This window comes from Natrinema sp. 74 (assembly GCF_046097095.1).
Classification (GTDB): domain Archaea; phylum Halobacteriota; class Halobacteria; order Halobacteriales; family Natrialbaceae; genus Natrinema.
The window spans coordinates 382,869-398,295 of sequence record NZ_CP175698.1; the positions used below are offsets into that span (position 1 = coordinate 382,869).

Annotated in this window: 12 protein-coding genes; 10 read left to right on the plus strand and 2 right to left on the minus strand. The window is 64.4% G+C overall.

Features of this window, described 5'->3' with window-relative positions; all coding sequences use genetic code 11:
• Positions 1 to 14: 14 nt before the first annotated feature.
• The 7 genes from ACJ70B_RS01920 (at position 15) to ACJ70B_RS01950 (ending at position 8,633) form a co-directional block, all read left to right on the plus strand.
• Positions 15 to 2,300, plus strand: coding sequence for a PrkA family serine protein kinase (locus tag ACJ70B_RS01920; protein WP_408958727.1), 2,286 nt, complete (start codon positions 15 to 17; stop codon positions 2,298 to 2,300).
• On the plus strand, positions 2,291 to 3,619 hold the full coding sequence (locus tag ACJ70B_RS01925) for a YeaH/YhbH family protein (RefSeq protein WP_408958728.1): 1,329 nt from the start codon (positions 2,291 to 2,293) through the stop codon (positions 3,617 to 3,619). The genes ACJ70B_RS01920 and ACJ70B_RS01925 overlap by 10 nt, the downstream gene beginning before the upstream one ends.
• Before the next feature lie 92 nt (positions 3,620 to 3,711).
• Positions 3,712 to 5,742, plus strand: a complete 2,031-nt coding sequence (locus ACJ70B_RS01930; protein ID WP_408958729.1) for a SpoVR family protein — start codon at positions 3,712 to 3,714, stop codon at positions 5,740 to 5,742.
• Positions 5,743 to 5,839: 97 nt separating this feature from the next.
• Positions 5,840 to 6,880 carry a HEAT repeat domain-containing protein gene (locus tag ACJ70B_RS01935; RefSeq protein ID WP_408958730.1) on the plus strand — a complete coding sequence of 347 codons (1,041 nt, stop codon included), beginning with the start codon at positions 5,840 to 5,842 and terminating at the stop codon, positions 6,878 to 6,880.
• Between the two features lie 8 nt (positions 6,881 to 6,888).
• Complete coding sequence (locus ACJ70B_RS01940; protein ID WP_408958731.1) at positions 6,889 to 7,278, plus strand: secondary thiamine-phosphate synthase enzyme YjbQ; 390 nt, start codon at positions 6,889 to 6,891, stop codon at positions 7,276 to 7,278.
• 96 nt (positions 7,279 to 7,374) lie between these two features.
• Positions 7,375 to 7,830 (plus strand): response regulator, encoded by a 456-nt coding sequence (locus ACJ70B_RS01945; RefSeq protein ID WP_408958732.1) that lies wholly within the window; start codon positions 7,375 to 7,377, stop codon positions 7,828 to 7,830.
• Between the two features lie 68 nt (positions 7,831 to 7,898).
• Positions 7,899 to 8,633 carry an SDR family oxidoreductase gene (locus tag ACJ70B_RS01950; RefSeq protein WP_408958733.1) on the plus strand — a complete coding sequence of 245 codons (735 nt, stop codon included), beginning with the start codon at positions 7,899 to 7,901 and terminating at the stop codon, positions 8,631 to 8,633.
• Between the two features lie 117 nt (positions 8,634 to 8,750).
• Here the strand turns inward: ACJ70B_RS01950 and ACJ70B_RS01955 are convergent, their stop codons facing one another.
• Positions 8,751 to 10,094, minus strand: coding sequence for a sodium-dependent transporter (locus tag ACJ70B_RS01955; protein WP_408958734.1), 1,344 nt, complete (start codon positions 10,092 to 10,094; stop codon positions 8,751 to 8,753).
• A gap of 158 nt (positions 10,095 to 10,252) precedes the next feature.
• Here ACJ70B_RS01955 and ACJ70B_RS01960 point away from each other — a divergent pair, with 158 nt between their 5' ends.
• The gene (locus ACJ70B_RS01960; protein ID WP_408960067.1) at positions 10,253 to 11,797 is read left to right on the plus strand and encodes an acyl-CoA carboxylase subunit beta; all 1,545 of its coding nucleotides are present in this window, start codon (positions 10,253 to 10,255) and stop codon (positions 11,795 to 11,797) included.
• A 4-nt stretch (positions 11,798 to 11,801) separates the two neighbouring features.
• On the plus strand, positions 11,802 to 12,161 hold the full coding sequence (locus tag ACJ70B_RS01965) for a hypothetical protein (protein ID WP_408958735.1): 360 nt from the start codon (positions 11,802 to 11,804) through the stop codon (positions 12,159 to 12,161).
• A 63-nt stretch (positions 12,162 to 12,224) separates the two neighbouring features.
• Here ACJ70B_RS01965 and ACJ70B_RS01970 read toward each other — a convergent pair whose 3' ends face one another.
• Positions 12,225 to 13,379 carry an SPFH domain-containing protein gene (locus ACJ70B_RS01970; protein WP_408958736.1) on the minus strand — a complete coding sequence of 385 codons (1,155 nt, stop codon included), beginning with the start codon at positions 13,377 to 13,379 and terminating at the stop codon, positions 12,225 to 12,227.
• 149 nt (positions 13,380 to 13,528) lie between these two features.
• Between ACJ70B_RS01970 and ACJ70B_RS01975 the strand changes: the two genes are divergently transcribed.
• Complete coding sequence (locus ACJ70B_RS01975; RefSeq protein ID WP_408958737.1) at positions 13,529 to 15,364, plus strand: acetyl-CoA carboxylase biotin carboxylase subunit; 1,836 nt, start codon at positions 13,529 to 13,531, stop codon at positions 15,362 to 15,364.
• The last annotated feature ends 63 nt before the right edge of the window (positions 15,365 to 15,427 follow it).

A 15,427-nucleotide genomic window follows, 5' to 3' on the forward strand; every position in this document is an offset into this window, starting at 1 on the left:
CGAGGTCGACTAATATGACCGGCGACGACTACGTCACCGAGGCCGATCGGGCGCTCGAGGAGACCTACGAGGAGCCGATGGACCTCGCCGCCTACGTCGATCGGATCTTCGAGAACCCGACCGTCGCCTCCCACGCCTCGAAGTACCTGCTCGAGGCGATCGAGGCTGCCGGCACCCGCACGGTGGTCGAGGAAGGCGAGGAGAAGGAGCGCTATCGCTTCTTCGACGACCCGCACAACGACGGCGAGCACGCCATCCTCGGCAACACCGAGGTGTTAAACGGGTTCGTCGACGACCTGCGATCGATCGCCGCGGGTCGGGCGAAAGACGAGAAGATCATCTGGTTCGAGGGACCGACCGCGACGGGCAAATCGGAACTCAAGCGCTGTCTGGTCAACGGGCTACGAGAGTACTCCAAGACGCCCGAAGGCCGCCGGTACACCGTCGAGTGGAACATTACGACGGCCGACGCCAGCGATCGCGGGCTGAGCTACGGCGGCGACGCCACGGCAGGCGACGACCAGAACTGGTACGAGAGCCCCGTGCAGGCCCACCCGCTGTCGGTGTTCCCCGAGGACGTCCGCGAGGACCTGCTCGCGGAGCTCAACGACGGACTCGACGATCACGTCCCCGTCCGGGTCGACGCAGCGCTCGACCCGTTCTCCCGGGAGGCCTACGACTTCCTGGAGGAACGCTACCGTCGGGAGGGCGAGGACGCGCTATTCTCGGCGATCACCGACGAGACCCACCTCCGCGTGAAGAACTACGTCGTCGACGTCGGCCAGGGCGTGGGCGTCCTCCACTCGGAGGACGACGGCCCGCCGAAGGAGCGCCTCGTCGGCTCGTGGATGCACGGCATGCTCCAGGAACTCGATTCCCGCGGGCGGAAGAACCCGCAGGCGTTTAGCTACGACGGCGTCCTCTCGCAGGGCAACGGTGTCCTCACGATCGTCGAGGATGCGGCCCAGCACGCCGACCTCCTCCAGAAGCTGCTGAACGTCCCCGACGAGCAGTCGGTGAAGCTGGACAAGGGAATCGGGATGGACGTCGACAGCCAGCTGCTGATCATCTCGAACCCCGACCTCGAGGCTCAGCTCAATCAGCACTCCGATCGCAACGGAATGGACCCGCTGAAAGCGCTGAAGCGCCGGCTCGACAAGCACCGCTTTGGCTACCTGACGAACCTGAGCCTCGAGACGGAGCTCATCCGGCGTGAACTGACCAACGAGACGGCGGTCTGGGAGGCCACGACCTACGACGAACTCGCCGAGCGGATCCGCGCACCGGTGACGGTGACGGTCAAAGACCGCGACGGCGAGACACGGGTCCAGGAGTTTGCGCCCCACGCGATCGAGGCCGCTGCGCTGTACGCGGTCGTGACGCGGTTAGACGAGGAGCACCTCCCGAACGGGCTCGACCTCGTGGACAAGGCGCTGATCTACGATCAGGGCTACCTCCAAGAGGGCGACACCCGCCGCGAAAAAGAGGAGTTCGACTTCGACGGCGACAGCAACGACGGCGACCACGGCGTCCCGGTGACGTACACGCGGGATACGCTCGCCGAACTGCTCCAGACCGATCGGGACCGCCACCACGCCGAGCTGGCGGTCGAGGACGTGGTCATGCCCCGCGACGTGTTGAACGCGATGGTCGAAGGGCTAGCCGACGCGCCGGTGTTTTCGACGGGCGAGCGCTCTGAGTTCGAGAATCGCGTCGTCCCCGTGAAGAACTACATCTACGACCAGCAGGAGTCAGACGTCATCGAGGCTATCATGCACGACAAGCGCGTCGACGAGGAGACCGTCGCCGAATACGTCGAGCACGTCTACGCCTGGGAGACCGACGAACCGCTGTATAACGACCGCGGCGAGCGCGTCGAGCCCGACCCGCTGAAGATGAAGCTGTTCGAGGTCGAACACCTCGGCCGGTTCTCCGAGGGTGAGTACGAGGGGAACCTTCCCCGCGAGAGCGTCCGAAACTTCCGGCGCGAGAAGGTGATCACGTCGCTGAACCGCCACGCGTGGGAGCACCGCAACGAGGACTTCTCGGTCGAAGACGTCGACCTCACCGCGATCCCCGTGATCAAGTCGGTACTCGAGAGCCACGACTGGGACGACGTCGAGCGGACCTTCGAGGACTTCGACCCACGGCAGTGGGACGACCCGCCGAGCGGGACCGAGACGGCCGCGGTCAAAGACGACACCATCGAAACGATGGTGAACCTCTTCGGCTACACCGAGGCGTCGGCCGAGCTAACCAGCAGACACGTCATGGGACAGGTGAGCTACAGATGGGACTGAGAGACGACCTCGAGCGATTCCGCGAAGTCGGCGAGGAACGCCGCGAAGACCTCGCGGACTTCATCCAGTACGGCGACCTCGGCCAGAGCCGGCCGGGCGAGATCAACATCCCCGTCAAGATCGTCTCGCTGCCGGAGTTCGAGTACGACCAGCGTGACCAAGGCGGGGTCGGCCAGGGCGAAGACGGGACGCCCGACGCCGGCCAGCCGGTCGGGCAGCCACAGCCCCAGCCGGGCGACGACGACGGCGAGGACGGCGAGCCCGGCGAGGAGGGCGGCGAACACGAGTACTACGAGATGGACCCCGAGGAGTTCGCCGAGGAACTCGACGAGGAACTCGGGCTCGATCTCGATCCGAAGGGCAAGAAGGTCGTCGAGGAGAAGGAAGGGCCCTTTACCGACCTCACGCGGACCGGCCCGAACAGCACGCTCGACTTCGAGCGGATGTTCAAGGAGGGGTTAAAGCGCAAACTCGCGATGGACTTCGACGAGAAGTTCCTCCGCGAGCTGTGCAAAGTCGAGGGGATCGAACCGCGCGACGTCTTCGAGTGGGCCCGCGGCGAGAACCTCCCAGTGTCGATGGCCTGGATCGAAGAAGCGTACGCGGACGTCCCGGACGAAGAACGGGGCAAATGGGCCTCGATCGAGGAGGTCGAGAACAACGTCGAGCGTGAAGACGTACAACAGAAGATCCGCCGCGAGGGGATCGACCACGTCCCCTTCCGCCGAGAAGACGAGCGCTACCGCCACCCCGAGATCATCGAGGAAAAAGAGAAGAACGTCGTGGTCGTCAACATCCGCGACGTCTCCGGCTCGATGCGCGAGAAGAAGCGCGAACTCGTCGAGCGCACGTTCACCCCGCTGGACTGGTACCTGCAGGGCAAGTACGACAACGCCGAGTTCGTCTACATCGCCCACGACGCCGACGCCTGGGAGGTCGAGCGCGACGAGTTCTTCGGCATCCGCAGCGGCGGCGGTACCAAGATCTCGAGCGCGTACGAACTCGCCGCCCAGCTGTTAGAGGAGTACCCGTGGAGCGACTGGAACCGCTACGTCTTCGCCGCGGGCGACTCCGAGAACTCGAGCAACGACACCGGCGAGCGCGTGATCCCGCTGATGGAGACGATCCCGGCAAACCTCCACGCCTACGTGGAGACCCAGCCCAGCGGCAACGCGATCAACGCGACCCACGCCGAGGAACTCGAGCGCCACTTCGGCACCGATGCCGACGATGTCGCGGTCGCGTACGTCAACGGCGAGTCGGACGTGACCGACGCGATCTACGACATCCTCTCGACGGAGAGTGAGCAAGATGAGTAACGAAGCGAACGGCGTTCGCTTCGGTCCTCACGCTCGCGCGAGGACCGATGCACGCAAAGCGCGCATCGAACCCACGAAAACCGGTGGTTTTCATGAGTAAACGCAACTCCAACGCGGACCGCTTCCGCAAACAGGCGATCGCCAGCGACCTCGAGGAACCGGTCGACGAGGCTCGGAACCTCGCCGAGACGCTCGGTCTCGAGCCCTACCCGGTGAAGTACTGGATCATCGACTACGACGAGATGAACGAACTCATCGCCTACGGTGGGTTCCAGAGTCGCTATCCCCACTGGCGGTGGGGGATGCAGTACGACAAACAGCAAAAGCAGGGCCAGTACGGCGGCGGAAAGGCCTTCGAGATCGTCAACAACGACAATCCGGCCCACGCCTTCTTACAGGAGTCGAACACGGTCGCCGACCAGAAGGCAGTCATCACCCACGTCGAGGCTCACTCCGATTTCTTCGCGAACAACGAGTGGTTCGGCATGTTCACCCGCGGGCAGGCCGACGAGGGGCAAGTCAACGCCGCGGCCATGTTAGAGCGCCACGCGCGGGCGATCGACGAGTACATGTCCGACCCCGAGATCGATCGCGCCGAGGTCGAGAAGTGGATCGACCACTGCCTCTCGCTTGAGGACAACATCGATCAGCATCAGGTGTTCAGCCGCCGCCTCGACGTCGACGGGCCGGCCGGCGAAGCGATCGACGAGGACCTCGCCGAGAAACTCGACGACCTCGACCTCTCCGAGGAGGTCAAAGGCGAGGTCTTCAACGAGGAGTGGGTCGAGAAACTCGAGGGCGAAGACATCGCGGCGAACTTCCCCGAGGAGCCCCAGAAAGACGTGCTGGCGTTCGTCCGCGAACACGGCAAGCAGTACGACGAGGACGCTGGCCGCGGCGTCGAGATGGAGGAGTGGCAACGCGACATCCTCGATATGATGCGCGCGGAAGCCTACTACTTCGCCGCCCAGAAGATGACGAAGGTGATGAACGAGGGATGGGCCGCCTACTGGGAGTCGACGATGATGACCGACGAGAGCTTCGCCGGTGACGACGAGTTCCTGAACTACGCCGACCACATGGCGAAGGTACTGGCCTCCGGCGGACTCAACCCCTACAGCCTCGGGATGGAACTCTGGGAGTACGTCGAGAACACGACCAACCGCCGGGAGGTCCTCGAGCACCTGCTTCGCGTCGAGGGCGTCTCCTGGCGCAACTTCACTGACGTCGTCGACGTCGACGAGGTCCTCGAGACGCTCGAGCCGCCGACGGCGATCGAGACGATCACGCCCGAGACGCTCGACGCGCTCGAAGACGTGCCCGACGAATGGGTCGACCGCGACGCGCTCGAGCGGGCTCGCGACGGCGAGCCCGACGTGTCGAAATACCCCTGGAAGGTACTGACTTACGAGGGGCTGGCCCGCCGGCACTACTCGCTGGTCAAGCGCCAGCACCGCGGGTTCCTCTCGCGGGTCAACCAGAACGAACTCGAGCGGATCGGCCGGTATCTGTTCGACGACGCGCGGTACTCGTCGGTCGAAGAGGCGCTCGCGGACGTCGACTTTGCGGCCGGCTGGGACCGAATGTTCGACGTTCGGGAGAGTCACAACGACGTGACGTTCTTGGACGAGTTTCTGACTCAGGAGTTCATCACGGAGAACAATTACTTCACCTACGAGCACTCGCAGGCGACTGGCCAGTTCCACGTCGCCAGCGACGCCGCAGCGGACGTCAAGAAGAAGCTTCTCCTGCAGTTTACCAACTTTGGGAAGCCGACGATCGCGGTCTACGACGGCAACTACAACAACGCCAACGAGTTGCTGCTTGGTCACCAGTACAACGGCGTTATGCTCGATCTCGGACAGGCCAAGGAGACGCTCAAACGCGTCTTCGAGCTGTGGGGCCGACCGGTGAACCTGCTGACGATCGTCAAGGAGGTCGACGAGCACGACATCGAGGTTGCGAAACGGCGCAACCGCGAGCCCGAACCCGAAGAGCGGGGCAAACTCATCCGGTACGACGGCGAGACGGTGACGATCGAGGACGTGCCGTGGGAGGAAGTCGACCATCTCGCGGCTGACGACGTGGATTACGACACCAAGCCCGACGAGTGGCTTGCGTAGGGCGAGCCCCTCTCCGCCGGCCGCCGAGCGATAGGTCGACGCCAACGGAGGGTGTTGGCCAGAACGCTTTTGCCGTCAATCTCCGATGCAGGACACGATGGATGGGGAGAGGGGAGAGGCCGTCGAGCGCCGGCGTCGGGGGGCGACCGGGTTCGATCTGCCGTCGGTCCTCGCACAACTCGACAGTACTGCACCGTCGGACCAACGCGGCGCGGTCCGTCAGATTCGAACCGTGATTGACGAACAGGACCGACCGGCAGCGTGCGTGCCGACCGTCCCGAAACTCCGCGCGCTGCTCGAGCGACCCGACCTCGACTTTCGGGAGCCGGTCGCCGCCTGCCTCGCCGATCTCGCGGACGAAGCGCCAAACGACGTGGCACCGTCGGTCGACGCGATCGTGGCCGTCGCGACGGAGCGCGCCGAACGGCCGGTGACGCGGGAACTCCTTCGCTGTCTCGCCGCCGTCGCGACCGAGCGGCCGGACGCCGTCGCCGATCACACCGCAGCGATCGCCGACGTACTGGCACAGCGCCGCGGCTACGACCGGTGGGGACTGCGGACGCTGGCTCGCGTTTCGCAGGCGCATCCGGCCGCCATCGAGCCGACGGTACCGGTCTTGACCGACGCGCTGGCGGCGAATCCGGTCGATAACGGCAGGCCGGCGCTCCGGGCGCTCGGCCGACTGGCGCGATCGGACGCGGACATGTCCTCGCTCGAGTTTGTCGATTACGCGGCCGAACTCGTCGCTCACGACGACGACGCCCTGCGCTACGACGCGCTGGGCTGTCTCAGCAATGTCGCCGACCGCGCTCCCGACGCGGTCGCGTCGATCTGTAGCGACCTCGAGGCAGCGCTTTCCTGCGACGATCCGGATACCCGTGCTATCACCGCGATCACGATCGCCCGCGTCGCCGCCGCACGCCGCGCCGCGGTCGACCCCGTTCGAGCGGCGCTGGTCGAGTTACTTGCGGACGACCACGCGCACGTCCGCGCGAACGCCTGTGCCGCGCTCGGTAACGGGCACGTGGACGCGGCGGCGGCCCGACTTGCGGCCCTCTCGAGCGGAGATTCGGCTCTGACCGTCCGCGACCGCGCTGATCGGGCGCTTGAGCAACTTTCGTATCCGGCGCACTCGTAAGTCACGCCATGACGTTTACCGTCGAAACCGAGTCACGACTGACGACCGTCGACGTGACCGATCGCGTCGCCGCGGCCGTTCCCGACGACCGCGAGTCAGGTACCTGTACGGCGTTCGTCGAGCACACGACGGCCGGGCTGGTCGTTCAGGAGAACGAACCGAGATTGCGCGGCGACCTCGAGTCGTTCCTCCGCGATCGCGTCCCCGACGAGGGGCACGCACACGACGATCTGGACGGAAACGCCGATTCGCACCTGCGGGCGACCCTCGTCGGCCCGGATGTGACGATCCCGATCGAAGACGGGAACCTGGCGTTGGGGACGTGGCAATCGGTGCTGCTCGTCGAGTGCGACGGGCCGCGAACGCGGACGGTTTCCGTGACGACCGTCGGTGACTGACCCTTGGCCGTGCGTTCCAAATCGTATAGTGAATATGCTTAACCGCCCTCTCTGGGAATCCGAGAATGACGACCATATCTCCGTCGTGATAGACAGATGAGCGATGACCCCGACGATTCGGCCGATGTGCTTCTCGTCGAAGATAATGCAGACGACGTTCACCGGCTTCGCGATTCGTTCGCCGAGTTGAACCTCGATATCTCGATCGATGTCGCCGCCGACGGAACGGACGCGCTGGCGCTGCTGACCGACCGCGCCGACGACCCGTCGTCGCTGCCGGATCTCGTCTTACTGGACCTCGAGATACCGCGAATGAACGGTCTCGAGCTACTCGAGGCGATTTCTGAGGATCGGGAGGATCAGGTGCTCGAACGACTTCCGATCCTCGTATTGACCCGCTCGGCGAGTGTCGAGGATGTCTCCGAGAGCTACGACCTCGCGGCGAACGCGTATCTCTCGAAGCCGACGGACGAAGCGGGATACGACGAACTTGTCACGGCTGTCGCCGACTTCTGGTTCAGACGAGCCGTGTTACCGACGGCCGCCCTGTAGCCGGCGCGTCGTCGCGGCGACCGCTGCCACCCCTGCCTTTGATGCGAACGGGTCGCACACAGTAGCGTATGGCAGCGCGGACCGACTTCGACGTTGACTTCGACGGAACCGTCGCGGTGATTACCGGTGCGAGCGGGGCACTCGGCAGCGCCGCCGTCGATCGCTTCCGCGAGGTTGGCGCGACGGTCTGTGCCGTCGACGTGGTCGCGCCCGACGACGCGGACAGCCAACTCGAGCGCGATCCGGCCGACGAGTCCGCACTCGCGTTTTACGAGGCCGACCTGACCGACGAGGACGACGTGGCCGACCTGATGGACACGGTCGCCGACGAGCACGGCCGAATCGACCACCTGCTGAACATCGCGGGGACGTGGCGCGGCGGCGACCACGTCGAGGACACCGATCTCGCGGAGTTCGAACTCCTGTTGAACGTCAACCTGAAGACGGCCTTCCTCGCCTCGAAACACGCCTTGCCCCACCTCCAGGAGTCGGCGGGATCGATCGTCAGCATCAGCGCGCGCTCTGCGCTCGAGGGCGGCGAGGGCGACGGCCCGTACCGCATCACGAAGGCCGGCATCCGACTGCTGACAGAGACGCTCGCCGAGGAGAACCGCGGCACCGTGCGGGCCAACTGCGTCATGCCCAGCGTGATCGACACGCCGATGAACCGCAAGATGATGCCCGACGCTGATCACGACGAGTGGGTCGACCCGCTCGAGATCGCGGACGTGTTGGCCTTCCTCTGTAGCGACGGGGCGGCGGTGACGAGCGGCGCGGCTGTGCCGGTCTACGGGGAGGCGTGACTCCGTCGGTCACAGTGGCCACCACGCTCGAGGGGTGTCGCTGCGGGTGACGTCCGATCGGCGCGGGCGGTATTTGTGAGCAGAATCGCGGCTGTGTAGAGCGAGCGATCTTCGCGGTTAGCCGAAGATGCCCGCGAGGCTGCCGTAGACCGAGGTTCCGTTATACCAGAGGACGACGAGCAGCAAGACGATAACCGGAATCCGAAGGGCCCAGATCCAGATCTCCCCCTTCGCCCCGAGGTTTCGGAACCCTTTGTTGATCTCCTCGAGTCCGAGATCGGGCTTGAACCAGCCGACGAAAAGCGCCAACAGTAGGCCCCCGAGGATGAGCAGGATCTGATTGGCCAGTCCGTCGTACACGGTAAGCCAGACCAGTCCCGACGACTGGTCGTAGGCCACGGGAACGCCGACGAGGAAAATCGCGATTCCGAGGGCCGACACCGCCGGCACGCGGCCGATATCGTGTTCGTCGATCAGGTACGAGACGACGACTTCCATGATGCTGATTGCACTCGAGAGGGCGGCGATCGCGACGGTTGCGAAGAAGACAGCACCGAGGAGCCCGCCGAACGGGACGCTACTGAACGCCTCCGAGAGGCTGACGAAAATAAAGCCCGGCCCGTCCGTGGTCTCTGTCAGATTGGCGGTGAAGAGAATGGGGAAGGCGACCAGACCGGCGGTGAACGCGATCAGCGTGTCGAATCCGACGATGATGAGGCCGTCCTTGGCGAGGTTGCGGTCCTCTCCGAGATAGGAGGCGTAGGTGATCATCACGCCCATCCCCAATGACAGCGTGAAGAACGCCTGTGCGGCCGCCGCGGGGAGGATTTCGGTCCAATTCGATGCGATCGTTCCCAGTTCGGGCGAGAGATAGTACGCGTACGCCTCGCTGGCACCGGAGAGCGTCCCGGCGTAGACGGCCAGCCCGATCAGAAGCGCGATGATCGCGGGGACCATCAACTTGACGGAGAGTTCGATCCCGTCGCGGATACCGAACGCGACGATTCCGATGACGGCACCCATGAAGAGCGCGTGTGTGAGCACCGACGTCAGCCCGCCGGTGGTCGCTCCGAACTGTACGCCAGCACCGCCGGCGGCGTAGTTTCCTTGGAGGCCGATGACGATGTACTGAAGGATCCATCCGGCGACGACGCTGTAGTACGACAGAATGACGAACCCTGCGGCGACGAATACCCATCCGATCTTTGACCCGATACCTCGCCCGATCTCGTTGAGCGCACCGACTGGATTTCGCTTGGTGTACCGCCCGATCGTAAACTCGGCCAGCATGACCGGGAAGCCGACGAAGGCGACCAAGAGGAGATACACGACGAGAAACGCCGCACCTCCGTATTCACCGACCTGGTACGGGAACCGCCAGATGTTTCCTAATCCGACTGCGCTACCGACCGCAGCTAGGATGAACCCTGTTCTCGTTGCCCATGATTCTCGCTGTGCCATGCCTGCCTCTTAAAAAAGCTCCCCTATATAACTTTTCGTGGCGATTCTGTCGTTCGTCACGTGCTCAGTTATTAATCGTGAAGGAGTTACGGAATCCTTTTGCAATTGGTCCTCGCACAACGGCGTATGAGCGCAGTAGGGGTGTTCCCAGCATGACGATGGAAGACCGCATCGACGAACTCGAGGAACTCCGCGAAGAGGCACGCAAGGGTGGGGGTGAGGCACGGATCGAGAAGCAACACGACAAGGGGAAGATGACCGCCCGCGAGCGGATCGACTACTTCCTCGACGATGGGACGTTCACAGAGTTCGACCAGCTCCGGACCCATCAGACGAGTCAGTTCGGGATGGAGGAGAAGCAGATTCCCGGCGACGGCGTCGTCACGGGCTACGGCGAGGTCAACGGCCGAACCACGTTCGTCTTCGCCCACGATTTCACCGTCTTCGGCGGCTCGCTCGGCGAGGTCTTCGCCGAGAAGGTCTGTAAAGTCATGGACATGGCCATGGAAGTTGGCGCACCGGTTATCGGGCTCAACGACTCGGCCGGTGCCCGTATCCAAGAGGGCGTCAAGAGCCTCGCCGGTTACACCGAAATCTTCCGCCGGAATCAGGAGGCCAGCGGCGTCGTCCCCCAAATTTCGGCGACGATGGGGCCGTGTGCCGGCGGGGCCGTCTACTCCCCGGCGATCACGGACTTCATCTTCATGGTCAAAGACACCAGTCACATGTACATCACCGGCCCCGGCGTCACCAAGACCGTTACCGGTGAGGAAGTCTCCCACGAGGAACTCGGCGGGGCGATGACCCACGCCAACAAGACCGGCGTCGCCCAGTTCGCCTGCGAGAGCGAAGAGCAGGCGTTAGATGACATCAAGCGGCTCCTCTCCTATCTGCCCCAGAACAACGTCGAAGACCCACCGCGTGTCGAGCCGTGGGACGACCCCGACCGGCGCGACGAGCAACTCAAAGAGATCGTCCCGCCAAGCCCGCAAAAGCCCTACGACATGACCGACGTCATCGATTCGGTCGTCGACGAGGGCTCCTTTTTCGAGGTCGGAGACAACTTCGCCCAGAACATCGTCGTCGGCTTCGGCCGCCTCGACGGGCGCTCGGTCGGCCTCGTCGCCAACCAGCCCCGCGTCAACGCCGGCACGCTGACCGTCGACGCCTCGATGAAAGCCTCGCGGTTCGTCCGCTTCTGTGACTCCTTTAACATCCCGATCGTCACGTTCGTCGACGTCCCCGGCTACATGCCCGGCACCGATCAGGAACACCGCGGGATCATCCGTCACGGCGCAAAGTTGCTGTACGCTTACGCCGAGGCGACCGTCCCGCTCCTCACTGTCATCACGCGCAAGGCCTACGGCGGTGCCTACTGCGTCATGGCCTCGAAGAACCTCGGCGCGGACGTCAACTACGCCTGGCCGACTGCCGAGATCGCCGTCATGGGCCCTCAGGGCGCGGTCAACATCCTCTACCGTGAAGAACTCGAGGAGGCCGACAACCCCGATGAGCTCCGTGACGAACTCATCGAAGAGTACCGCGAGGAGTTCGCCAATCCCTACACTGCTACCGACAAGGGCTTCCTCGACGACGTGATCATCCCCACGGAGACGCGCCCGCGGCTGATCCAGGATCTCGAGATGCTCGAGTCCAAGCGCGAGTCCAACCCGGACAAGAAACACGGCAACATTCCGCTGTAATCACATGAACTCACAGCAACAGCCCGCAACAGACGGTGCGGCCGTGTCCCCGGAGATGGACGAGGTGGCCGCCGACGGCGAGTCGACCGGACTCGAGGCGGCTCTCCCCGGAGACGTCGCCCTCGACTTGCCCGATGACGCCGACGACGAGGAAGCGGCGGCCATCGCGGCCGCTATCGGTGCACACCTCCACGATCGGGCGCTCGCGGCCGCTGCCGCGGCGGCCGGCGGCGACGAGACGTGGGATACCAAGCGCTGGGCGTTCGCCGGCCGTGTGCGTGCACAGCAACACCGGACCGTTCGCGTCCCGCGCGAGGCACCGACCGACGCGTGGTCGGCTGCGGGCCGAACGGAGCGGTTCTAAGCCGTCTCGTCACCGTTTGTGTCCGGTCGCCGATGTTCGTGTGCCGGCGGCCAGCGGTTCGCACTACTCCGAATCGGAGTCGTGGGCCAGTTTAGTACCGTCAGCCGGTTCCGACGAGTCGACGGGTTTGTCGGACGACGGCTCGATGTCCTCCCCCTCCTTGATGGCCTTCGCTTCCCGTTCCATCGCTTCGACGTCCATGTCGGCTTCCCGGTCGATTTCGCCGATGATCTCGGCGATGTCGTCCAGTCCGATTAGTTCGCGCGTTTCCGCGTCGAACTCGCGGCTCTCGAGGTCCGCGCCGTCGCTTTTGACGTCACTTCCGGAGAGGTGCGTGCCGTAGCGGCCGACCAGCGAAGTGAGTTCCTGGGGCATGACGAACGTTGTCGAGTCGCCCTGCCCGATCTCGGCGAGGGTCTCCATCCCTCTGTCGATGACCGCGCGTTCGCCCATCGATTCCGCGGAGCGCGCACGCAGCACGGTCGAAATCGCGTCACCCTGTGCCTCTAAGATCTGGCTTTGCTTTTCACCTTGCGCGCGAATGATCTCGCTCTGTTTGTCACCTTCTGCTTTCTCGACGGCGCTGCGGCGTTCTCCCTGGGCTTCGAGGATCATCGCGCGACGACGGCGCTCGGCTGAAGTCTGTTCTTCCATCGCGCCTTTGACGCCCTGCGAGGGAGTGACTTCCCGGACTTCGACCGATTCGACGCGGATACCCCACTCGTCGGTGGGCTCGTCGAGTTCTTCGCGAATCCGCCCATTGATCATCTCGCGCCGGCTGAGCGTATCGTCGAGTTCCATATCGCCGATGACGGCGCGCAGCGTCGTCTGTGCGAGATTCGAGACCGCCCGCTGGTAATCTTCGACCTCGAGGAAGGCACGTCTGGCGTTCATCACTCGGATATAGACGACGGCGTCGGCGGTTACCGGCGAGTTGTCCCGCGTGATCGCCTCCTGAGACGGCACGTCGATCGTCTGGGTCCGCATGTCGAACGTATAGATCCGCGAGACGAACGGCGGGACGATGTTCAGCCCCGGCTCGAGCAGTTTGCGGTACTCGCCAAACACGGTGAGCGCGGCCTTGTTGTAGGCATCGACGATCTCGACCATTTGCCAGACGGTGATTACCACGAGAAGGAAGCCGACGACGCCGATGAGCGAGAGGGGATCCTCGAGCAGGGCTCGTAGTTGTAGGGGGCCGGGCACTGAACCGAGCATCGTGTATTTGAGGGTGTCACACTACATAATCCTTGGCCATGAATACCACACCACGTACTCGGTTCTGGGTTGCCAGTTCGTATAGATATCACCTCACCCGACCCGTTGCGAAAAAGTAAGGTAGGCCCCTCACGACGGTTCCCACAGGAATGTTCAGGAAGGTTCTCGTGGCGAACCGCGGGGAGATCGCCGTCCGCGTCATGCGGGCGTGCGAAGAGTTGAACATCGGAACCGTCGCCATCTATTCCGAGGCCGACACGGACTCGGGACACGTTCGCTACGCCGACGAGGCGTACAACGTCGGACCGGCGCGCGCGGCCGACTCCTATCTCGACCACGAAGCCGTCATCGAGGCCGCGCGGAAGGCCGACGCCGACGCGATCCACCCCGGCTACGGCTTCCTCGCCGAGAACGCCGAATTCGCGAGTAAGGTCGAAGACGTCGAGGGAATCACGTGGATCGGCCCGTCCAGTTCGGCGATGGAGTCGCTCGGCGAGAAGACCAAAGCCCGAACGATCATGAACGAGGCCGACGTGCCGATCGTCCCCGGGACGACCGACCCCGTCACCGACCCCGAGGAGGTCACGGCGTTCGGCGAGAAACACGGCTACCCGATCGCCATCAAGGCGGAGGGCGGCGGTGGCGGCCGCGGGATGAAGGTCGTCTGGGACGAAAGCGAGGTCGAAGACCAACTCGAGAGCGCCCAGCGCGAGGGCGAGGCCTACTTCGACAACGATTCGGTCTACCTCGAGCGCTACTTGGAGCAGCCCCGTCACATCGAGGTCCAGATTCTCGCAGACGAGCACGGCAACGTCCGCCATCTCGGCGAACGTGACTGTTCGCTCCAGCGTCGCCACCAGAAGGTCATCGAGGAGGGACCCTCGGCGGCGCTGACCGACGAACTCCGCGAGAAGATCGGCGAGGCCGCCCGCCGGGGCGTCGCGGCCGCCGACTACACCAACGCCGGCACCGTCGAGTTCCTCGTTGAGGAAGAGCCCGGCCGCGATGGGCCACTCGGCCCCGACGCGAACTTCTACTTCCTCGAGGTCAATACGCGGATTCAGGTCGAGCACACGGTGACCGAGGCGATCACCGGTCTCGACATCGTCAAGCGCCAGATCAAGGTGGCCGCCGGCGAGGAAGTCGACTTCGACCAGGACGACGTCGAAATCGACGGCCACGCGATGGAGTTCCGCATCAACGCCGAGAACGCGGCCAACGACTTCGCGCCCGCGACCGGGGGAACGCTCGAGACCTACGACCCGCCGGGCGGAATCGGCGTTCGACTCGACGACGCGCTTCGGCAGGGCGACGAGCTCGTCACCGACTACGACTCGATGATCGCCAAACTCGTGGTCTGGGGCGAGGACCGCGATGAGTGTATCGAGCGCTCGCTGCGCGCCCTCCGCGAATACGATATCGAGGGCATTCCGACGATTATCCCGTTCCACCGACTGATGCTCACCGACGAGGAGTTCGTCCAGAGTACGCACACGACGAAGTACTTAGACGAGGACCTCGACGAGACCCGCATCGAGGAGGCTCAGGAGCAATGGGGCGGCGACACCGGTGACGGGGGCAGTGAAGACGACGAGGAGTCCGTCGAACGCGAGTTCACGGTCGAAGTCAACGGCAAGCGCTTCGAGGTCGAACTCGAGGAACGCGGCGCGCCAGCGATCCCGACCGGTGATGTCGACGCCGGCGGCGCACAGGCCAGCCGACCCGAGCCTGCGGGCGGCGACAGCGGCGGCGGTGCCGACATTCAAGGCGAGGGCGAGACCGTCGATGCCGAGATGCAGGGGACGATCCTCGGCGTGGAAGTCGAAGAAGGCGACGAGGTCGCGGCCGGCGACGTACTGGTCGTCCTCGAGGCCATGAAGATGGAAAACGACATCGTCGCCTCGCAGGGCGGCACCGTCACGCAGATCGCCGTCGAGGAAGGCGAGAGCGTCGACATGGGCGATACGCTGGTCGTCCTCGAGTAACGTCTACGGCCTGCCGATCTCACGCGTCCGGGCGCGCCGGCAGGTGCCCGAGACAGTGTCGAC